The organism is Streptomyces sp. enrichment culture (assembly GCF_964273145.1).
Taxonomy (GTDB): Bacteria; Actinomycetota; Actinomycetes; order Streptomycetales; family Streptomycetaceae; genus Streptomyces.
Genome location: NZ_OZ186873.1, coordinates 2,276,951 through 2,297,088, shown reverse-complemented (window position 1 = coordinate 2,297,088; position 20,138 = coordinate 2,276,951). Strand labels below are relative to the sequence as shown.

The following is a 20,138-nucleotide window of genomic DNA, read 5'->3' as shown; positions in this document are numbered from 1 at the left end:
CTTCGGGTCGGGGACTGGTCGGGGAGAGGTCACAGGGCCACCGTCACCCCGTCCCGGGCCGACCGGCGGGCCGCCTCCAGGACGTCCAGCGCGGCGGCGGCCTCGTGGGCGCTCACCGGGTTGGGTCCGCCTTCCAGCAGGGCCTTCACCACCGCCGCGTAGTAGGCGGGGTAGTCGCCCGGCAGCGACGGCTCCACCCGGCCGCCGCCGGTCAGCGGCGACTCGCCGGAACCGACCCGGCCCCACAGCGGCTCGGCCTCCTCGCCCCAGCCGGGGCCGGGCCGCTCGCCCTCGCGCAGCGCCGCCTCCTGCGGGTCCAGGCCGTACTTGACGTAGCCGGCCTGCGAGCCCAGTACCCGGAAGCGGGGGCCGAGCTGGGCGGTGGTCGACGAGACGTACAGGTGCGAGCGCACCCCGTTCGCGTGGGTGAGGGCGATGAACGTGTCGTCGTCGGCCTCCGCGCCCTCGCGGCGCACCACCGACTCGGCGTACACCTGCGTGGCCGGGCCGAACAGCACCAGCGCCTGGTCGACGACGTGGCTGCCGAGGTCGTACAGCAGCCCCCCGATCTCCACCGGATCGCCCGACTCCCGCCAGCCGCCCTTGGGCTTGGGCCGCCACCGCTCGAAGCGCGACTCGAACCGCCACACCTCGCCCAGGGCGCCCTCGGCCAGCAGCTTGCGCAGGGTCAGGAAGTCGTTGTCCCAGCGGCGGTTCTGGAAGACCGACAGCAGGACGCCGCGCTCGTCGGCGAGCGCCGCCAGTTCGCGCGCCTCGGCCGCCGTGCCCGCGATCGGCTTGTCCACCACGACCGGCAGGCCGGCCTTGAGCGCGGTGGCCGCGAGCGGGACGTGCGTCTTGTTCGGCGAGGCGATGACGACCAGGTCCAGTTCGGCGGCCCGGTCGAACAGCTCGTCGGAGGCGGCGGCGATCCGTACGTCCGGGAACTCGGCGCGTGCCTGCCGCTGCCGCTCGGGGTTCGAGGTGACGACCGTGTCCAGGGTCAGGCCCTCGGTGGCGGCGATCAGCGGGGCGTGGAAGACGGAGCCCGCCAGGCCGTAGCCGACGAGGCCGACGCGGAGCGGGCCGCGCGCGGGGGTGCCGGGGGAAGTACCAGTCATGCCCCCCACTTTCGCAACGCTGTTGCCAAAGTGCAAGCGGAAGCGACAATGGGGAGGTGAACGGTACGAACGGTGGCGCGGGCGGTACGGGCGGTACGCGTGATGCGGGCGGAGCGGCGGGCGCGGCGCCCGGCGTGCGGCGCGGGGCGGCCGGCGCCAACCTGCTCGCGCTGCGCAGCCACAACACCGCCCTCGTGCTCGACCTGCTGCGCACCGCCGGCCCGCGGGGCATCAGCCGCCTGGAACTCGCCGAGCGGACCGGGCTCACCCCCCAGGCGGTCAGCAAGATCACCGCACGGCTGCGGCAGGACGGCCTCGCCACCGAGGCCGGGCGCCGCGCGTCCACGGGCGGCAAGCCGCGCACCGTGCTGCGGCTGGTCCCGGAGGCGGGGCACGCCCTCGGCGTCCACCTGGACCGGGACGAGCTGCGCGCGGTCCTGGTCGACCTCGACGGCGCCGTGGTGGGGGAGCGGCGGGCGCCGCTGGACCTCGGGGCCGGCGCGGAGGCCGTGGTCTCGGCGGTGGCCCGGGTGGCGGAAGGGCTGGCGGCGGAGGTGCTGCGGCCGGGCGCCTGTGGCTCCCCCTCCCTCCCCGGCTCCCCTTCCCTCCCCCGGGCCGCCTCCCCTTCCGGAGGCATCCCCCTTCCCGCGCCCCCTTCCCTCCTCGGGCTCGGCATCGCGCTCCCCGGCCCGCTCGACCACGCGCGCGGGGTGCTGCACCGGGTCACCGGATTCCCCGAGTGGGACGGCTTCCCGCTGCGGGACGCGCTGGCGCGGCGGCTCGGGATGCCGGTCGTCGTCGACAAGGACACCAACGCCGCCGCGCTCGGCCTCGCGGTCGGCGGCGAGGGCGGTTCGGGCGGTTCCTTCGCCTACCTGCACCTCGGTACGGGGCTGGGGGCCGGGCTCGTGATCGGCGGGAGCGTGCACCGGGGGGCCCGGACGGGGGCCGGCGAGTTCGGGCACCAGGTCGTGCAGTTGGACGGACCGCCCTGCACGTGCGGTGGCCGGGGCTGCGTCGAGGCCCTGTGCCTGGACGCCGTCGCCCGCGGTGACCTCGACGAGGCGGCCCGGGTGCTCGGCGCGGGCGCCGCCAACCTCGCCGGGCTGCTCGACATCGACCTGGTCCTGCTCGGCGGCCGGACCGTGGCCGCCGCGCCCGAGGTGTTCGTCCGCGGGGTCGGCGCCGTCCTCGACGCGCGCGCCCGGCGCGAGGGCGGGCGCGCGGGTGCCGTACCGGTGCGGACCGCGCCCGGCGGGGCGCGCGGGGTCGCGGAGGGCGCGGCCCAGCTGCTGCTCGCGCCGTTGTTCGGGCGGGGGGACGCCTGACGGCTCCGCCGACCGGGTGGAGGCGCGGGGCCGTCGGGGGCCATCACCCCGAATGGCGGTTCCCGCCGCCCGGAACCTCCGGGACGCTCATGTGCTCATGCGACTGCGTACGCCCGTGTCCCCCCGCCCGGTGGCGGCAGCCGCCCTCCTCGCCACGGTCACGATCACGACCGCGGCGGCTCCCGCCCCGGCGCACACCCCGGCCCCCGCCTCCGTACCCACCGGCACCCGCACCGACTCCCCGGCCCCCGCCCCGGCCCCCGCCTGCGCCGCCCCCGACGACCGCGCCTTCCCCCTCACCTCCCGCATCCACGGCGGTCCCGCCGTCTACGCGGCCGGCGGCGGCCACGGCACCTGGTACCTGGACCTCACCAACACCACCACCCGCACCTGCTCCGGCATCCACCCCGTCGTCGTCCTCGTCGACGGACGGCGGTCCCCGGACCCGGCGCGGATCCGTCTGGAGTTCCACGACGGCACCCGCTTCCACCCCGTCCGCCTCACGGCGACCGACGCGGACGAGCTGGTCGGCGCGTTCGCCGGCGACGGCTTCCCCGGCTTCACCGTCGGGCCCGGCCGCACCCTCACGGTGACGGTGCGCCTGAGGATCGCCCCGGGCGCCGCCCCCGACGAGGTCACCGCCAACGCCGCGATCGTGCAGCGCCGGAAGGAGGACGGCGACTGGGTCGGCCAGTCGAACGACTACCGCTTCCGCGTCGAGTCCGCCGGACGATCCGGCGAACCGTCCGCCGCGCCGTCGACCGGATCGCCCGCCGAACCGTCCGCGCCCGCCCTCCTCCCCAGCCTCACCCCCACCGTCCCCGACGGCCGGTTCCCCTTCGCCGACCAGCTCGCCGGCACCGGGCTCGGCCGCGCCCTCCCGGCGCTGACGACCGCCGCCCTGCTCGTCGCCGCGGGCGCCACGGCCGTCCTGCTGGCCCGCAGGCGCCGCTGACGGGCCCCCGCGGGCGCCGCGGAGCGAGGGGCGGCCCGGCGCGCCGCCAGGGCCCACTCCCCGGTGCGGGGTCCGGGTGCTCCGCCACCGCCACCGTCCTCGGCCCCGCTTCGAACGCGAGCTCCCGTTTTCGGTGCGCCGGGGCGGACAACCGGTGACGGGTGATCGACGGGATCAGGGCCGCCGCGCTCCCCTGGCTAGGCTGGGGCGTCGGTACGCCGTGGTTCCGGCGCCCCCGTCCCTCGTCCGTACGCACGCCAGGAGTTCGCAGCACATGGCAGACCGCAAGCCCATCGAATCGTGGCTCACCGACATGGACGGCGTCCTCATCCACGAGGGAGTGCCGATCCCCGGGGCCGACGCCTTCCTCAAGAAGCTGCGGGAGTCCGGCAAGCCCTTCCTGGTCCTGACCAACAACTCCATGTACACCCCGCGCGACCTGCACGCCCGGCTGCGCCGCATGGGCCTGGACGTGCCGATCGAGTCGATCTGGACCTCGGCGCTGGCCACCGCCAAGTTCCTCGACGACCAGCGGCCCGGCGGCTCGGCGTACGTCATCGGCGAGGCCGGCCTGACCACCGCCCTGCACGACATCGGATACGTCCTCACCGACCACGACCCCGACTACGTCGTCCTCGGCGAGACCCGCACCTACTCCTTCGAGGCCATGACCAAGGCGGTCCGGCTCATCAACGGCGGCGCCCGCTTCATCTGCACCAACCCCGACGAGACCGGCCCCTCCACCGAGGGCCCGCTCCCCGCGACCGGTGCGGTGGCCGCCCTCATCACCAAGGCGACCGGCAAGAAGCCGTACTTCGCGGGCAAGCCCAACCCGCTGATGATGCGCACCGGCCTCAACGCCATCGGCGCCCACTCCGAGACCAGCGCGATGATCGGCGACCGCATGGACACCGACGTCCTGGCGGGCATCGAGGCCGGGATGCAGACGTTCCTGGTGCTCACCGGCCTGACCGGTCCCGCGCAGATCGAGGAGTTCCCCTACCGGCCGTCCCAGGTCGTGGACTCCATCGCGGACCTCGTCGAACGGATTTGACTCCGGCTGTCCGAACCTGACCGGTTCTGAGTGGTCCTGATGAGTTCTGGCCGGATCTGAAACCTGCCATCCCCCATCGCCACCTGTTCGGAGCAACCCCGCCCCGCACCGGATGCGGGAGCGGGGCCCGCGAGGGAGTCTCCGGTCAACGGGAGGTACACGATGGGCTCACTCAGCGCCACCCTCTGCGCCGGAGCCGCGCTCGCCGCGCTGCTCGCCCCGGCGTCGTACGCGGCGGACGGAGGCCGGGTCTCGGTCTCCCCGGCCACCCCCGCCCCCGGCACCGACGTCACGCTCCGCGTCGCCGGCTGCACCGGCGGGACGGCCGTCGCCGTCTCCACGGCCTTCGTCTCGGACGTACGGCTCGCCCTGGTGGGCACGGACGGCATCCTCGTCGGCGCCGGCCGCGTCCGCTCCACGGCCACGGCCGGCGTGCACGAGGTGAAGGTCGGCTGCGGCGCCGCCCGGCGGACCGACACCCTGACGGTGGCCGGGAGGACACCCCCGTCCGCCGTCCCCGCCTCACCCGTCGCCCCCGTCGCCGCGGGCGGCGGCGGCAGCGCCCGCCTCACCACCGCCGCCGACGACGACGGCCGCACGGCCGGCCCCGGCGCGGCGCACACCGTGACCGGCCTGCTCCTCACGGGGGCCGCCGCGGTGGCCGTCGCGCTGCGCGGCGCCCGCCGGCGCCCCGGAACGGAGTGACCATGTCCGGCCAGGAACCCTCCCGCGGCACCGGCCGGCTGGTGACCGGCGTCGCCTGGGCGGTGCTGCTGCTCGGGCTGTGGCTGTGGGGCCGGGCCACCACCGGGGGACCGGGGGGCGGCGTCCTCGGACCGGCCACCGGCGACATGGCGGCGGCCGGCCGGCCACCCGACGCGACCCTGCCGCCGCCGCACCGGCCGCTCGGCGCGGCGCTCCCGCAACGCCTGGACATCCCCGGCCTCGGCGTCCGGGCGCCGGTGGTGGCCCGCGGCCTCGACGCCCGGGGCGCCCTCGACCCGCCGCCCTTCGGCCGGGCGGACTCCGTCGGCTGGTACGCCGCCGGCGCGACGCCCGGCGCGGCCGGCACCGCGCTGATGGTGGGTCACGTCGACACCGACACCCGGCCCGCCGTCTTCCACAAGGTGAGCACGCTCAAGCCCGGCGACACCGTCCGGGTGCTCCGGGCCGACGACGAGGTCGCCGAGTTCACCGTCGACGACGTCCGGGTCCTCTCCCGCGACCGCTTCGACGCCCACCAGGCCTACGGGCCGCGCGCCCCGGGACGGGCCGAACTGCGGCTGATCACCTGCGGCGGCGCCTTCGACCGGGCGGCCGGCGGCTACACGGCGAACGTGGTCGTCTCCGCGTACCTGACCGGGACCGGCCCGTGAACCGCGGGAACCGTCCGCTCGCCGTGCGCACCGGAGACCTGGAGGCACGCGGGTGCCCACGGCGTATGTCAGGATTGAGACTCGGAACGGTACACCCAAGGGGGGTTGGATGTACGGCAGCAGGGGGGCCGGACCGTCGGCCGCGACGCGGCTGTCCGCGATGGTGCTGGGGGCGGCACTGCTGATCGCGGGCTGTTCCTCCTCCGGGGGAGGGGAGGACGGTGAGGACCGGGGAGCCCGGATCACCCAGCAGCCCAAGGGGGACGACCCGTTCTGGGTCAACCCCGACGGCACCGCGGCCCGGCAGGTCGCGGCCCTGGAGGAGGCCGGCAAGAAGGAGGAGGCCCGGCTGATCCGCCGGATCGCCGAGCACCCGGTCGCCGAGTGGGTCACCCCGGACGACCCGGAGCGGCAGGTGCGCGGCCTGACCGAGGCCGCCGCGAAGGCGGGCCGCACCGCGCTGCTCGTCCTCTACAACATCCCGCACCGCGACTGCGGCCAGTACTCGCAGGGCGGCGCCGCCGACGGCGACACCTACCGCTCCTGGATCGAGGGGGTGGCCCGGGGCATCGGCGACCGCTCCGCCACGGTGATCCTGGAGCCGGACGCCGTGCTGCACCTGGTGGACGGCTGCACGCCCCAGGAGTTCCACGAGGAGCGCTACGACCTCCTCAAGGGCGCCGTCGCCAAGCTGACGGCGCTGAGGAACACGAAGGTCTACCTCGACGCCGGCAACGCCGGCTGGGGCGAGCCCGGCCAGATCTTCGAGCCGCTGAAGCGGGCGGGCATCGAGCAGGCCGACGGCTTCTCGGTCAACGTCTCGAACTTCTACACCACCGAGGACTCCATCGCCTACGGCAAGGAGCTCTCCGCCAAGGTGGGCGGCAAGCACTTCGTCGTCGACACCAGCCGCAACGGCAACGGCCCCTACACCGGAGGGGATCCGGGCGAGCGCTGGTGCAACCCGCCGGGCCGCGCGCTGGGCGAGACACCGACGACGAGGACGGCGGACCCGCTGGTCGACGCCTACCTGTGGATCAAGCGGCCGGGCGAGTCGGACGGCGAGTGCAAGGGCGGCCCCAAGGCCGGGCAGTGGTGGGAGGAGTACGCGCTGAAGCTGGCCCGGGCCGGCCGCTAGGGGCATCGCACGCGAGCGGGGGCGCCCCCTCCACAGGGGCGCCCCCGCTTGCGTGCGACGGCGACGGGCCTTACGGCACCCGGACCCACTGCGCCTTGCTCGGCGTGCCCTCGGCGTCCGTCACGAACAGCATGTACCAGCCCGACTGGACCAGGTTCCGGTTCTCGGGCACGGTCACCGTGAGCTTGTCACCGGACACCTCGAAGTCCAGCGCGATGGACCGCTGGTCGACGTCCGTGACGTGCGTGGAGGCGCTCGGGCGGATCAGCCGGACCTTCTTGACGGACGAGGCCGCCGTGGAGGTGAAGGTCCCCGACCCGCCGCGCTCGATGGTCTGCGGCCCGCCGCCCAGGTCCGGCCGCGCGCCGTCGCGGTACAGGTACGGCGGGGTGTAGATCTCGATGCGCTGCTCGAACTTGCCCGGCTTGGTGTTGGCCTTGTCGGCGAAGAGCGAGTCGGAGCCGAAGAACATCACCCGGCCGTCGGGCAGCAGGATCGACCCGGAGTGGTAGTTGCGGCCCACCAGCGGGTCGGCGACCCGCTCGAACGTGTTCGTCTCCGGGTGGTACAGCCGCGCCTGGAGGATGTTGGAGGCGCTGCGGCCCCGGTAGTCCTCCGAGCCGCCGGAGACCAGCACGCTGTCGTCGGGCAGGACGGAGGCCTGCGGGTAGCGGGTGCCCTTCTCCAGCGTGGGACCGTCGACGAAGCGCGGGTCGGCGTCCTTCAGGTCGACGATCCGGGTCCGGTTGCTGGACTCCTTGGACTCGCCGACCCCGCCGCCGCCGATCACCATGTACTTCTCGTCCTGCGCGGGCGGCAGCAGCACCGTGCCGGACGTCTCCAGCAGCTTCGGGTCGCTCATGCCGGGGATCTTGGTGAACTTGTTCGTCTCCACGTCCCAGACGCCCGGGTCGCGGCCCACGTCGGCGGGCCCGTAGCCCGCGTTCGACCCCGAGTAGAAGACCTTGCCGTTCTGCATCAGGAACAGCGCCGGGTAGGTCGGGAACTGGCGGACCTTCTCCGTGTACGTCCACTTCTTGGTCTTCGGGTCGTAGACCTCGTTCTTGCCCGGCACCAGCTGCCCGATGTCGTCCAGGCCGGAGACGCTGAGGATCCTGCCGTCGCTCAGGGTGGTGAGCGTCGGGTACCAGCGGGCCTCGTGCATCGGGTCGACCTTGATGTACTTCTCGGCGACCGGGTCGAACTCGTAGGTGTCGCGGATGCCCTGGAAGTCCTTCTTGTCCAGGGCGAGCTTCTCCGCGATGCCGTAGGTGTTGCGGGCGTCGGCGCCCGTCAGCCCCTGGACGCGGTAGTTGTCCTGCGTCCCCGTCTCGTACTGCCGGCCTTCCTTCTGCGCCTCGACGTAGACCCGGCCGTAGCCCGGGGTGTTGCCGAGGAACCGGCCGGTCTGCCGGTCGAAGTTCTTCTTCGCGCGCGGCACCAGGACGGGGTCCTTCGACACGAAGGTCTTGCCGTTCTCCTTGCCGGTGAACTTGGTGCCCGCGGGCAGGGTGATCGGCTTGTCCGGGTTCTCGTTGTGGACGATCATCAGGCCGCCGGCCTTCTTCACGTCACCCTTAAGCTTCTCGTACCGCTTGGTGCCGCCCGCGATCAGCAGGTTGCCGTTGGCCAGCTGCGTGTGGCCGGTGCAGAACAGGTCGGTCGGCGTCGGCACCTTCTTGATGGTGCCCTTGACCGGGTCCCAGACCCGGGTGTCGTACTTCTTGGCGTCGAAGTTGTCCTGGTTGTTGCCCGAGCCCGCCACCAGCAGCACCTTGCCGGTGTGCAGCAGCGCGGCGTGGATGGTGTTCAGGCGCAGTTCCTCGGGGAACTCGACGATCTCCCACTTGCCGTTCGCGGCCTTGTACTCGGGCTGATTGATCTTGTACTGGTGGTATCTCTCGGTCCCGAAGCGGTAGAGCCACGGCCCGTTCATCCCGGCCAGCGCGACTACCACCGCCGTGCCTATCGCGAGGCGACGGGCACGACGGCGGCCGGCACGGTCCTTCATTCCTTACGTCCCCCAAGTCCGCCAAGGGCGATCTGCATGGTCTGGTCGCTGCTCCCGTCGCTCTCGCCGGGGGCCGCCCAGCGGGGCTTCTGCTGGGGCATGTGCACCCCGTGCGCTCCCGACGGCGTCTGCTGCCCCGGCAGTGGCCGCGGCTGGTACGGCACCGGGGGCGGCGCGTCCTGGGGCCGGTCCTGCGGCTCGGTCTCCGCGGCGGCGGGCTTCCTCTTCGCCTCCCGCAGCGAGTGCCACCAGACGAACAGCGGTGTGGCGGTGATCAGCATGGCGAACGTCGCCCAGATGATCATCGCGGGGTGGGAGTGGCCGAAGACGAACCCGGCGGTGATCGACGCGCCGAAGATCAGGATGAAGTACCAGTGGTAGCGGAAGGTCCCGAACAGGGTGTCCGGACTGGCCGAGTCACCCTTGGGGGTGACCACGAACTTGCTCTTGCGGCGCAGCACGGAGTCGATCAGCGCCTTGGCGTACAGCGGCGCCGACAGCGCGGACATCACCATGCCGGCGACGCCGCCGGAGCCCTCCGGCTCGTGCGGGGAGACGTTGTGGCGGCGGTTCCAGACGTACAGGCCGATCTGGAGCGCGGAGGCGTTGCCGTAGAGCATCAGCCAGACCGCCGGGTCGATGTTCACGCCCGAGGCGCCCAGGCCCAGGAAGAGCGCGCAGCTCAGCGCCGCCAGGATCCAGTTCAGGGCCGACATCGGGTAGAAGATGATCATCATCGTGTAGTTGAAGAGCTTGCCCGGCGGCAGCGAGTACCAGCCCTTCCAGTACTGCTTGAGGATCGTCTCGTACGTGCCCCGGGACCAGCGCATCTGCTGGGTGAAGAAGTCCGTCCAGGCGCTCGGGCCCTCACCGACGGCGAGCACGTCCGGGGTGTAGACCGACTTCCACTTCCTGCCCGTCGCCGGATTCGTGGCGCGGTGCATCTCGAACCCGGTCGCCATGTCCTCGGTGATCGAGTCGTACAGGCCGCCGATCTGCTTGAGCGCCTTGATGCGCACCGCGTTGGAGGTGCCGACGAACATCGGCGCGCCGTAGGCGTTGCCCGCGCGCTGGATGAGGGCGTGGAAGAGGAACTGCTGCGACTCGGCGGCCTTGGTGACGAACGTGTCGTAGTTGCCGTAGACCTGCGGGCCGATGACGAAGCCGACGTCCGGGTCGCGGAAGAAGCCCAGCATCCGCTCCAGGTAGTTGGGCAGCGGCACGTGGTCGGTGTCGACGGAGGCGAAGAAGTCGTAGTCGTCGCCGTGCGCCTCCAGCCAGGCGTTGTAGTTGCCGTGCTTGGTCTTGGCGCGGTGCGGGCCCGTGGCCTGGTTCCACTTGGCGACGCCCTTGCGGGAGAAGTGGTGCACGCCGAGGCGTTCGCAGACCGCCTTGACCTCCGGGTCGTCGCCCTCGTCCAGCAGCCAGACGTGCACGACCCCGCGGTGGCGGATCTTCACCGCCGCCTCCAGGGTCTTCGTCACCATCTCCAGCGGCTCCTTGCCGGGCACGAAGGAGGTGAGGAAGGCGACCTTGGTGCCGGACTCGGGCACCACCGGGATCGGGTCGCGGGCGACCAGGGTGGCGTGCGCGTTCGACAGCACGTTCAGGCAGCGGAAGAGCTCGATCAGGCCGATCGAGACGAGCATCACGACGTCGAGAGCGGGCAGCCAGTCGAAGGCCGGGTAGTCGCGCTCGGTCCAGTGCTGCGGCTGGAGCAGCCAGACCAGCAGGACCAGGGAGAGCAGGGGGGCGGCGGCCAGCATCAGGGCGACCCGGATGCGGTGCGGCTCCTGGGATATCAGCGAGCGGTAGCGGACCTTGTACGGCTTGTTCGGATCGGGCTGGGTGAGGGGGCCGGCCAGCCGGCTGTAGTGCTCGTAGTCGTACTTCGGCAGGGTCTTCTTGATGCGGTGGAACGCGCCCGTGTTCCAGTTCCGGTGCGCCGGCACTCTGAGCTGGGTGGTCTGTGACGGGTCGAAGTCCTGCCGGGCGCCCGTCGGCGTCGACGTCATGAGTCATCCCCCCGCACGCGCCGCGTCGCGTCGCGTGTCGTGTCGCTTCCTCCGCCTGCTGCGGTCCCCCTAGACCTTCACAGGCGCAACCAGTGGCGGGTCGCTGTCACCATGCCATTCACACCTTATAGACATGGTTCGGCGACCTTCCGGTTGCATGATGCCCCCCTCGGCACCCGATCGCGAACGGGACCCCTCTCCCCGTGGACCGGCAACCGGCTCCTTGTCCCCCCAACTGCCGCGAATCCGCAGCAACTTGAAAAACCAGAACACAGGGTTCTACGTCGTCCGTCATGATCGCAAGACGCGAAACGCGGTGTTTACCGGTCATACGTGTTCATTGTGGAGCGCGTGGGGGCGCACGGGACGGCTGCGAGCGACCGTGCCGCGCAGGGCGCGGGAGCCCGGCCCACCCTTCGAACATTCGATCGAACACGCCGAAGGCCCCCCGCGTGAGCGAGGGGCCTTCGGCTGTCGGTGCGCCGCCAGGGACTCGAACCCCGGACCCGCTGATTAAGAGTCAGCTGCTCTAACCAACTGAGCTAGCGGCGCCTGCTGACGTCATCAACTTTACCCGACGTCGCGGGGTGCTTCCGACCACCGTCCGCGCCGCCCGGGGTCCGGTCCGCCCCTCCGTACATCGTTCGGACCGTCAGCATGCGCGCCGGGAAGACAGTTGGAAAACTGGCACTCGTGCGCAGACGCGGACATGTCCACCTGAAATGTGAGGTAGGTCGCATGAACTCTCCGGTGTTCGAGGAATTCGATCCCGTGAGCGACTGCGACTGCCCGGGTTGTCGGCACTGGCGGCGCGTTCTGCCGCTCTCCCCCCACTCCCCGGGGGGTCGTGCTCCGGGCCACCCGGCCGCCCGCCGCGCGCTGATCGCGGCGAGTACGGCCGCCACCGCCGGGAGCGGCGCACCGGCGGCGCGCACCGGGCCGGCCGCCGCGGGGCCCGCCTCGCACGGGGTGCCCGGCTATCCGGGCCGGGCGATGTTCCGCCCGGGCGCGCGCAACGCGTACGTCACCCGGCTGGGGGAGCAGCTGGTGAGGAAGGGGTTCGGCGCGCACTACACGACCGGGCCCGGACCGCGCTGGGGCGAGGCGGACCGGCGGGGCGTCGAGGCGTTCCAGCGCGCCCAGGGCTGGCGGGGCGGCGCGGCGGACGGCTGCCCGGGGCCGGAGACCTGGCGGCGGCTCTTCTCCTGAAGCCCCGGGACCACCCGGCCCCCGGCCCTCCGGCCACCTGGCCCCCCGACCACCTGATCGCCCGCGCGCAGCCACTCGCCGGCGCCGCGCGGTCCCACGTCGTCCACCCGTTCACGGCGCACCTGGCGCGGAGGCTGGAGCACGCATGAGTACGACCACGTCACACACGCCCGAGTCCGGCGGCTCCGTGGAGGGGGCGGCCCGGCCCGGCCGGCTCATCCGGAACGAGGCCACCACCGAGATCCCCGTCCACCTGCTGTTCCGCGACGACCCCGCCCCGGAGCCGGTACCGCCGCGGCCCGCGGTGGTGGGCCGGCGGCAGGGCACGGGGGAGCAGCCGCGGTCGCGCCGCCCGCCGGCGGCGCGGCCGGAGCCCGCCGTGCGGGTCGATCCGGACCTGGCGGAACGCCCGGCCCGGGTGCTGCCCGGCGCGGCGGGCGTGCTCGCCGGGGCCTGCGGCGTAGCCGGCTGCCTGGCCACGTCCTGGTGGGCGGGGATCCTGCCGTCCCTCGCGGCGGTGGCGCTGCGGCTGCCGGCGTACCCGGGTGCCGGGCTGGGTCCGGCGCAGTGGGCGGCGTACGCGGTGGCGGGCGCGCTCGGGCTGTTCGGGTTCGGCGGGCTGGCCCGGGGACGGACCGGGCGGGCCTGGGTGCTCGGCCTGTTCGGCCGCTACCGGGGGACGGTCCGGCGCACCGGCCTGGTGTGGGTCAACCCGCTGGTGCTGCGCCGCCGCGTCGACGTGCGGCTGCGGCACTGGCGCAGCGAGCCGATGCCCGCGGCCGACGGCAACGGGGTCGCGCTCCGGGTGGTGACGCTGGTGGTGTGGCGGGTGCGGGACACCGCGCGGGCGACGCTCGGGGTCGAGGACCACGAGAGGTATCTGCGCGAGTGCGTCGAGGCGGCGCTGGCCCGGGTGCCGGTGCGGGCGCCGGGCGGCGGGCGGGGCCCGGTGGAGGCGACCGGTGAGGCGCTGACCCGGCTGGTGGTGGCGGACGCGGAACCGGTGGGGCTGGAGGTGTTCTCGGTACGGGCGGTGCGGGTGGAGTACGCCCCGGAGGTCGCCGCGGCGATGCACCGCCACCGGATCGCCGCGCTGGACGCCCAGCGGCGGGCCGGCGTGCTCACCTCGGTCGTGGACTCGGTGGAGGACACGGTGACCCGGCTGACCACGCGGGGACTGGTCGAACTCGACGACTACGAGCGGAAGGCCCTGGTCAGGGACCTGACGGTGGCGTTCTGCGCGGGGCGGGGGGAGACCGTTCCCTGAGGGCGGCCCGGGGGTCGGCGGCGGCCCGGAGGCGGGCGGACGGACGGTGAAATCCCCTCCGTTATTGGTATGGACATGTTCAACTGCTGCCCATAATCTGAGACTTGGTCTAGACCTGCACGGCTCACGAACCCCCACGTTCCCCAGGAGCGGCAGCATGCGTACCAGGACCAAGTTGTCCGCCGCCGTGGTGGGCCTGGCGACCACCGGAGCCCTCGTGCTCTCCTCCGGCGGTGCCAGCGGCCACGGCTACACCGACCTCCCCGTCAGCCGGCAGAAGCTCTGCCAGAACGGCACGGTCACCAACTGCGGCGCCATCCAGTGGGAGCCGCAGAGCGTCGAGGGCCCGAAGGGCTTCCCGGCCGCGGGACCGGCGGACGGGCGGATCTGTTCCGCCGGCAACACCGGCTTCGCCCCGCTCGACAGCCCGCGCACCCCCTCGGGCGGCGCCTGGCCGGCCACCAAGGTCACCGGCGGCCAGAGCTACACCTTCCGGTGGCAGTTCACCGCCATGCACGCCACGACCGACTTCAAGTACTACGTGACCAAGCCGGGCTGGAACCAGAACCACAACCTGGCCCGCTCCGACCTCAACCTGACCCCGTTCCTGACGGTGCCGTACAACGGGCAGCGTCCGCCGTCCACGCTCTCCCACAGCGGCACGCTGCCGTCCGGGCTGAGCGGGCGCCACGTGATCCTCGCGGTGTGGACGGTCGCCGACACGGGCAACGCGTTCTACGCCTGCTCGGACGTCACCTTCTGATCCGGCGGGCCGGGCGCGGACGACGAGAGGGGCCCTCGCGTGAAGCGAGGGCCCCTCTTCCGTGCGCCGCCAGGGACTCGAACCCCGGACCCGCTGATTAAGAGTCAGCTGCTCTAACCAACTGAGCTAGCGGCGCATGACTCCCGCCTTCCGCTTTCCGCGGCCGGCGACGAGGTAAATACTACCTGGCCTCCAGGGGTGCTTTCGACCACCGGGCGGGACCCGGGCGCGACCCGCCCGGCGGTCCCCGGATCGTCGGGGGGCGGCGTTCCGGTTCCGGGTGTCCGCGCCCCGGCGCGGGCGGCGGGCGCGTCCCCGGGTCAGAGCACCGCGCCGAGGAATTCCCGGGTCCGGTCGTGCTCCGGCTCGTTGAAGATCTTCTCCGGCGGGCCGGACTCGATGACCCGCCCCGAGTCGAACATCAGTACCTGGTCGGAGATGTCCCGGGCGAAGTTCATCTCGTGGGTCACGCAGAGCATGGTGATGTCGGTGGAGCGGGCGATGTCCCGCAGCACGTCCAGCACGCCGGCCACCAGCTCCGGGTCCAGCGCCGAGGTCACCTCGTCCAGCAGCAGCACCTGCGGGCGCATCGCCAGCGCCCGGGCGATCGCCACCCGCTGCTGCTGCCCGCCGGACAGCTGGCCGGGGTGCTTGTCCAGGTGCTCGGACAGCCCGACCAGCTCCAGCAGCTCCCGTGCCCGCTCCTCGGCGGCGTCCTTGGACATGCCGAGGACGGTGACCGGCGCCTCGGTGATGTTCCTGAGGACCGTCATGTTCGGGAACAGGTTGAACTGCTGGAACACCATCCCGATCTTCTTGCGGATCTCGCGGACCCGCTTCTCGGGCGCCGGGAACAGCTGCTCCCCGTCGACGGTGATGGTGCCCTCGTCGGGCTTGGTCAGCGTCATCAGCAGCCGCAGGATCGTGGTCTTGCCCGAGCCGGACGGTCCGATGAGGGTGACGTGCTTGCCGGCGTCCACGGAGAAGTCCAGCCGGTCGAGGACCGTCTTGTCCCCGAAGCGCTTGCTGACCCGCTCCAGCCGCACCAGTTCGTTCGTGGGCCGCTCGGGACGGGTTCCGGGGCGGGGGTGCATGTCAGTGGACAAGGCGTCGCTCCAGGGTGCGCAGGAGAAGGGAGGCGAGGTAGGAGATGACGACGAAGGCCACGCCGATCACCGTCAGCGGCTCGGTGAAGTGGAAGTTCTGCTGGGAGAACAGCCGGGCCTCGCCGAGCATCTCCAGCACGGTGATCGTCATCAGGATCGGCGTGTCCTTCAGCATGGAGATCACGTAGTTGCCGAGGGCCGGCACGACCCGGCGGACGGCCTGCGGCAGGATCACGGCCGTCCAGGTCCGCCGCCGCGGCAGGTTCAGCGCCGTCGCGGCCTCCCACTGGCCGGCCGGCACCGCCTCGATGCCGGCCCGGTAGACCTGCATCGTGTACGTCGAGTAGTGCAGGCCGATGCCGACCACGCCGGTGGTCAGCGCCGAGAAGGCCAGGCCCCACTCGGGCAGCACGTAGAAGAGGAAGAACAGCTGCACCAGCAGCGGCGTGTTCCGCACGAACTCCGTGACGGCGCCGACCGGCCACCGCACCCAGCGGGTCGGCAGCCGCATCAGCAGCGCCCACACCAGGCCCAGCACGAACGAGATCAGCGAGCCGAGCGCCAGGATCTCCAGGGTGACCAGCAGGCCGTCCCGGAAGTGCGGCATGAACTCGGCCACCGCGTTCCAGTCCCAGTTCACAGCGCACCACCCCCGGCACCGGCGGGCGCCGCCGCGACCGCCTCCGCCTTGGGCGCGGGCGCCTTGCCGACGCCCGCCTTCAGCCGCTTCTCCAGCCCGCGCATCACCCGCGTCAGCAGGAACGCGATCACGAAGTAGATGACCAGGACGTACGTGTAGATCTCCGCGCTCTCCTGCAGCGCCAGGCGCACCAGGTTGCCGCTGAACGCCAGGTCGCCCATGCCCATGACCGACACCAGGGCGGTGCCCTTGAGCAGTTCGACCAGCAGGTTGGAGAAGGGCGGGATCATCTCCGGCACCGCCTGCGGCAGCAGGATCAGCCGCATCCGCTGCCAGGGCGTGAAGCTGAGCGCGATGCCGCCCTCCCTCTGCGCCGGATCGACCGCGCCGAGCGCCCCGCGCACGATCTCCGCGCCGTACGCCCCGTAGGTCAGCCCCAGGGCCAGCGTGCCCGCCCACAGCGGCACCAGCTGCCAGCCGAAGGCCGGGGGCAGCACGAAGAACACCCAGAAGATCATGACCAGGGCGGAGGTTCCGCGGAACACCTCGGTGTAGAGGCCCGCCAGGAAGCGGACGATCCACAGCCGGTGGGTGCGCGCGATGCCCGCCGCGAAGGCGACCGCCGTCGCCAGCAGCCCGCTGAGGACGAGCAGCTGGATCGTGACCCAGACGCCCTGGAGGACGAGTTCCCACAGTCCCGGGGTCATCCGCCGCACAGCTCCTTCGCGGTCAGATCGGTCATCTCGGCCTCGGTGAACCCGAACGGCCTGAGGATGCGGAACAGCTCCCCGCTCCTCTTCAGCTCGTGCAGCTCGGCGTTGAAGGCGTCCCGCAGCCTCGTCTCGGTCGGCCGGAAGGCGAAGCCGCCCCCGTCGACGTGCGGCTCGCCGTCGACGAGCGGCGCGAACGGCTCGGTGACCTCCGCCTTCCGCGACCCCTTCACCACCTCGCGGGTGGTCAGCGCCGTACCGGCGAAGACGTCGACGCGCCCGGCCTCCACGGCGTTCAGCCCCGCCACCTGGTCGGGGACGATGAGGATGTCGCCCCGCTCGTACCCGGCCTCGACCGCGTACTGGATCTCGGCGTACCCGGTCCCGGTCGCGAACCTCGCCTTCTTCTCGACGACGTCCCGGTAGTCGCGCAGCCCCAGGGGGTTGCCCTTGCGCACGATGAACGAGTCGAGCATCTGGTAGTCCGGGTCGGAGAAGACGACCTGCTCGCAGCGGTCGGGGTTGATGTACATCCCGGCGGCCACGACGTCGAACTGCTGCGAGGCCAGGCCCGGGATCAGGGAGCCGAACTCCGTCGGCACCGGCTGCACCCGGTCCACCCCGAGCCGCTTGAAGATCACCTTCGCCAGTTCCGGCGCCTCGCCGGTCAGCTCGCCGTCCTTGTCGATGTACCCGAAGGGGACCTCGCCGGCGATCCCGAGCCGTACGACGCCCTGGGCGCGCAGCCGGTCCAGCAGGTCGCCGCCGTCCGTGCCCGACGCGGCCACGCGCGAGCAGCCCGCGGCCCCCAGCGCGCCGAGCGCCGCGACCCCCGCGAGCAGCGACCGGCGGGTGGGCCCGGCCCCCGGCGGGCCGGGCCGGGAGCGGGGACCGCCTATGCGGCCCGGTGACGTTCCGTGTGGTGCAGCCATGGGCGCGCGGCTACCCGAAACCACACAGGTTATGCGGATTCTTTTCGGACCCGTACGCCGTCCGGGTGTCCCCGGCCGCGTGCGCCCGGTGGCGGTCCGTACGCCGACGGTCCCGGCCCCGTACGGCGCGCGCCGCCCGCGGCACCGGGTCGCCGCGGGCCGGTCCGGGCGGTGCCGCACCCCGGCGATCTCGGCCAACCCGGTGACGACGTGGGCGGCGCGGCACCGACGGGGTACCCGTGCCGTGGGGCCGCGCCGGACACCGGCACGTCCCGCGGTGCGCCGCGGCTCCCCCTGCCGGACGTACCGGACGCCGAACGGACCGAACGGGACGGACGGACCGGATGTGCCGGGACGCACCGAAGGGGCAGGCCGTGCCGGACGCTCCGGCCCGTTTGGACCAGGAACAGCAGCAGGAAGGGTGGACATGACAGCGCTGGGATTCCTCTACCCGGGCCACGCCGCCGAGGACGATTACCCCCGCATCGAGCAGCTGCTGGGCAGCGACATCCGGGTGGACCTGGTGCACACCGACCTCGGCGAGGACGCGCAGCGGGTGGACGTGCTGCGTCAGATCGGCGCGCCGGAACGGCTCGCGGCGGGCGTGCAGGAACTGCGGCACGCGGGCGCGGAGGCCGTGGTGTGGGCGTGCACCAGCGGTGGTTTCGCGCACGGCTGGGAGGGGGCCCAGGAGCAGGTCCGCGCCCTGGCCCGGACGGCGGGCATGCCGGCCTCCTCCACCTCCTTCGCCTTCGTGCACGCGATCCGGGAGATCGGCGTGCGCCGGGTCGCGGTCGGCGCCACCTACCCGCAGGACGTCGCCGACCTCTTCGCCGGGTTCCTGCGCGCCGGCGGCGTCGAGGTCACCGGCGTCCACGGCGCGGGTGTCGCCACCGCCGCCGAGACCGGCGCCTGGGGCGAGCCCGAGGTCCTGTCCCTGGCCCGCGCCGCCGACCACCCCGACGCCCAGGCGGTCCTCCTGCCCGGTACGGCCCTGCACACGGTGGCCCACATCCCCGTCCTGGAGAAGGAGCTCGGCAAGCCGGTCCTCACCGCCAACCAGGTCACCGTCTGGGAGGCGCTGCGCCTGGCGGACCGCCGGGTGAACGCGCCCGAGCTGGGGGCGCTGTTCACGCGGGAACCGATCGTGCAGGTGTGAGGCGCGGGACCCGGCGGCTCCGGGCCCACCGGCCGCCGTGAAGGCGGAAGAGGAGAACGCGAAAGAACCCCGGCCCCGCCGAAGCGGGACCGGGGTTCCTCGTCGAGCGCCGGGCAGGCCTTGCACCTGCATCTCCCCGCAGGAAGCGGGGCGTCTTTCCTTGGACCACCAACGCAGTGCCGGTTTCTCGGAGTTGCTCCGTCGACCAGCGCATGATGATCGTATCGCAGATGCGGCCGGAGCGCACATCGGCCGGCCCTCGCGCGCGGGGAGGCCGGGCGCTGTGGGCGTGACGCGCCGTCAGCCCGGCCGGACCTCCGCCCTCAGGCGCCGCAGGCCGGCGTACTCGAGCGCGGCGTACACCGTCACGACGAGTGCGCCGGTCAGCAGGAAGGCGACGCCGAATCCGGTCAGCGCCGGCAGGCCGACGGACGCCACCACGACACAGGCGGCGCCCGAGAGCAGGTTCACGGCGATGGCGGCCCGGGCGAGAGCGGGAGGGATGGCCGGGTAACCGGCGATCAGGGCCTTTTCCGGACTAACAAGTCATCTCATTTGGCGAGGCGGCGGTAGCAGATGAGGGTGCAGGCGATGCTGGTGAAGGCCAAGAAGTGATCGGCTTTGCGCTCGTAGCGGCGGTGGAGGCGACGGCAGCCGGCCAGCCAGGACACCGTTCGCTCCACCACCCAGCGATAGCGGCCCAGCCGGGCGGAGGAGTCGACGCCCTTGCGGGCGATGCGGTGGCGGATGCCGCGAAGGCGGAGCCATCTCCGCAGGTGGGCGTAGTCGTAGCCCTTGTCTCCGTAGAGCTTGCCGGGCCTGCGGCGGCGTCGCCCGCGGCGTGACCGGATGGGCGGGATACCGCGCACGAGCGGGATGAGGGCCTGGCTGTCGTGGGTGTTGGCTCCGGAGACGCCGACCGAGAGGGGCAGACCATTCCGGTCGGTGATCAAGTGGATCTTCGAGCCGTACTTGCCCCGATCGACAGGATTCGGGCCGGTCAGCTCCCCCTTTTCATCGCCCGCATGTTCACCGAGTCGATCGCGCAGCGGGTCCAGTCCAGCTCACCCCGGGCGCCGAGCTCGTCCAGTACCAGGCGGTGCAGCCTGGCCCACACCCGCGCCCGGCTCCACTCGGCGAACCGCCGGTGCGCGGTCGCCCCGGACGGTCCGAACGACGCCGACGGCAGCTGCTGCCAGGTACATCCCGAGGTGGCCACGAAGATGATCGCGGCCAGCACCTCCCGGTCACCGTGACGGCGGCGGCCGCCGCCCTGCGGCCGGGTCGGAGCAGGCGGCACCACCCGCTGGAACAGCTCCCACAGCTCATCCGGCACCAGACGTTCCACGATCGT

Annotated in this window: 18 protein-coding genes, 2 tRNA genes and 1 pseudogene; 10 read left to right on the top strand and 11 right to left on the bottom strand. The window is 72.8% G+C overall.

Annotated features, from left to right (window positions below; genetic code table 11):
- Window positions 1-29: 29 nt before the first annotated feature.
- The gene (locus ACSU6Z_RS10355) at window positions 30-1,121 is read right to left on the bottom strand and encodes a Gfo/Idh/MocA family oxidoreductase (protein ID WP_437044671.1); all 1,092 of its coding nucleotides are present in this window, start codon (window positions 1,119-1,121) and stop codon (window positions 30-32) included.
- 56 nt (window positions 1,122-1,177) lie between these two features.
- Between ACSU6Z_RS10355 and ACSU6Z_RS10350 the strand changes: the two genes are divergently transcribed.
- From ACSU6Z_RS10350 to ACSU6Z_RS10325, 6 genes are all read left to right on the top strand, one after another.
- Window positions 1,178-2,449, top strand: a complete 1,272-nt coding sequence (locus ACSU6Z_RS10350) for an ROK family transcriptional regulator (protein ID WP_437044670.1) — start codon at window positions 1,178-1,180, stop codon at window positions 2,447-2,449.
- 97 nt (window positions 2,450-2,546) lie between these two features.
- Window positions 2,547-3,404, top strand: a complete 858-nt coding sequence (locus tag ACSU6Z_RS10345) for a hypothetical protein (RefSeq protein ID WP_437044669.1) — start codon at window positions 2,547-2,549, stop codon at window positions 3,402-3,404.
- 274 nt (window positions 3,405-3,678) lie between these two features.
- Window positions 3,679-4,458: an HAD-IIA family hydrolase gene (locus ACSU6Z_RS10340; protein ID WP_437044668.1), complete on the top strand. Its 780-nt coding sequence runs from the start codon at window positions 3,679-3,681 to the stop codon at window positions 4,456-4,458.
- A 162-nt stretch (window positions 4,459-4,620) separates the two neighbouring features.
- Window positions 4,621-5,163 (top strand): hypothetical protein, encoded by a 543-nt coding sequence (locus ACSU6Z_RS10335; RefSeq protein WP_437044667.1) that lies wholly within the window; start codon window positions 4,621-4,623, stop codon window positions 5,161-5,163.
- A gap of 2 nt (window positions 5,164-5,165) precedes the next feature.
- Entirely contained in the window at window positions 5,166-5,834 is a 669-nt protein-coding gene (locus ACSU6Z_RS10330) for a class F sortase (RefSeq protein WP_437044666.1), read from the top strand.
- A gap of 109 nt (window positions 5,835-5,943) precedes the next feature.
- Window positions 5,944-6,972 carry a glycoside hydrolase family 6 protein gene (locus ACSU6Z_RS10325; RefSeq protein ID WP_437044665.1) on the top strand — a complete coding sequence of 343 codons (1,029 nt, stop codon included), beginning with the start codon at window positions 5,944-5,946 and terminating at the stop codon, window positions 6,970-6,972.
- Between the two features lie 70 nt (window positions 6,973-7,042).
- Here ACSU6Z_RS10325 and ACSU6Z_RS10320 read toward each other — a convergent pair whose 3' ends face one another.
- From ACSU6Z_RS10320 to ACSU6Z_RS10310, 3 genes are all read right to left on the bottom strand, one after another.
- A complete protein-coding gene (locus ACSU6Z_RS10320; protein WP_437044664.1) occupies window positions 7,043-8,983 on the bottom strand; it encodes a galactose oxidase-like domain-containing protein in 1,941 nt (646 codons plus the stop codon).
- Window positions 8,980-10,998, bottom strand: coding sequence for a glycosyltransferase family 2 protein (locus tag ACSU6Z_RS10315; protein WP_437044663.1), 2,019 nt, complete (start codon window positions 10,996-10,998; stop codon window positions 8,980-8,982). Before ACSU6Z_RS10315 ends, ACSU6Z_RS10320 begins: the two co-directional genes overlap by 4 nt.
- Window positions 10,999-11,476: 478 nt before the next feature.
- Window positions 11,477-11,550 (bottom strand) — tRNA-Lys (locus tag ACSU6Z_RS10310).
- Window positions 11,551-11,892: 342 nt separating this feature from the next.
- Between ACSU6Z_RS10310 and ACSU6Z_RS10305 the strand changes: the two are divergent.
- From ACSU6Z_RS10305 to ACSU6Z_RS10295, 3 genes and pseudogenes are all read left to right on the top strand, one after another.
- Window positions 11,893-12,207 (top strand): annotated as a pseudogene (locus ACSU6Z_RS10305) (peptidoglycan-binding protein); the annotation flags it as partial.
- A 145-nt stretch (window positions 12,208-12,352) separates the two neighbouring features.
- On the top strand, window positions 12,353-13,474 hold the full coding sequence (locus tag ACSU6Z_RS10300; RefSeq protein ID WP_437044662.1) for an SPFH domain-containing protein: 1,122 nt from the start codon (window positions 12,353-12,355) through the stop codon (window positions 13,472-13,474).
- Between the two features lie 157 nt (window positions 13,475-13,631).
- Entirely contained in the window at window positions 13,632-14,237 is a 606-nt protein-coding gene (locus ACSU6Z_RS10295) for a lytic polysaccharide monooxygenase auxiliary activity family 9 protein (RefSeq protein ID WP_437044661.1), read from the top strand.
- 62 nt (window positions 14,238-14,299) lie between these two features.
- Here ACSU6Z_RS10295 and ACSU6Z_RS10290 read toward each other — a convergent pair.
- The 5 genes from ACSU6Z_RS10290 to ehuB form a co-directional block, all read right to left on the bottom strand.
- A tRNA-Lys gene (locus ACSU6Z_RS10290) sits at window positions 14,300-14,373 on the bottom strand.
- Window positions 14,374-14,557: 184 nt separating this feature from the next.
- The gene (gene ehuA, locus ACSU6Z_RS10285) at window positions 14,558-15,331 is read right to left on the bottom strand and encodes an ectoine/hydroxyectoine ABC transporter ATP-binding protein EhuA (RefSeq protein ID WP_437050254.1); all 774 of its coding nucleotides are present in this window, start codon (window positions 15,329-15,331) and stop codon (window positions 14,558-14,560) included.
- Window position 15,332: 1 nt separating this feature from the next.
- Window positions 15,333-15,983, bottom strand: coding sequence for an ectoine/hydroxyectoine ABC transporter permease subunit EhuD (gene ehuD, locus ACSU6Z_RS10280; protein ID WP_437044660.1), 651 nt, complete (start codon window positions 15,981-15,983; stop codon window positions 15,333-15,335).
- Window positions 15,980-16,690: an ectoine/hydroxyectoine ABC transporter permease subunit EhuC gene (ehuC, locus tag ACSU6Z_RS10275; RefSeq protein WP_437044659.1), complete on the bottom strand. Its 711-nt coding sequence runs from the start codon at window positions 16,688-16,690 to the stop codon at window positions 15,980-15,982. The genes ehuD and ehuC overlap by 4 nt, the downstream gene beginning before the upstream one ends.
- Entirely contained in the window at window positions 16,687-17,625 is a 939-nt protein-coding gene (ehuB, locus tag ACSU6Z_RS10270) for an ectoine/hydroxyectoine ABC transporter substrate-binding protein EhuB (protein ID WP_437044658.1), read from the bottom strand. The genes ehuC and ehuB overlap by 4 nt, the downstream gene beginning before the upstream one ends.
- A 427-nt stretch (window positions 17,626-18,052) precedes the next feature.
- On the opposite strand from ehuB, the gene ACSU6Z_RS10265 reads away from it, so the two are divergent.
- The gene (locus tag ACSU6Z_RS10265; RefSeq protein WP_437044657.1) at window positions 18,053-18,784 is read left to right on the top strand and encodes a maleate cis-trans isomerase family protein; all 732 of its coding nucleotides are present in this window, start codon (window positions 18,053-18,055) and stop codon (window positions 18,782-18,784) included.
- A 300-nt stretch (window positions 18,785-19,084) separates the two neighbouring features.
- Here the strand turns inward: ACSU6Z_RS10265 and ACSU6Z_RS10260 are convergent, their stop codons facing one another.
- Window positions 19,085-19,255 carry a hypothetical protein gene (locus ACSU6Z_RS10260; protein WP_437044656.1) on the bottom strand — a complete coding sequence of 57 codons (171 nt, stop codon included), beginning with the start codon at window positions 19,253-19,255 and terminating at the stop codon, window positions 19,085-19,087.
- 80 nt (window positions 19,256-19,335) lie between these two features.
- A protein-coding gene (locus tag ACSU6Z_RS10255; protein ID WP_437050253.1) for an IS5 family transposase occupies window positions 19,336-20,132 on the bottom strand; the annotation gives its coding sequence in 2 pieces (ribosomal slippage) (window positions 19,336-19,787 and window positions 19,787-20,132; 798 coding nt in all).
- Window positions 20,133-20,138 lie beyond the last annotated feature (6 nt).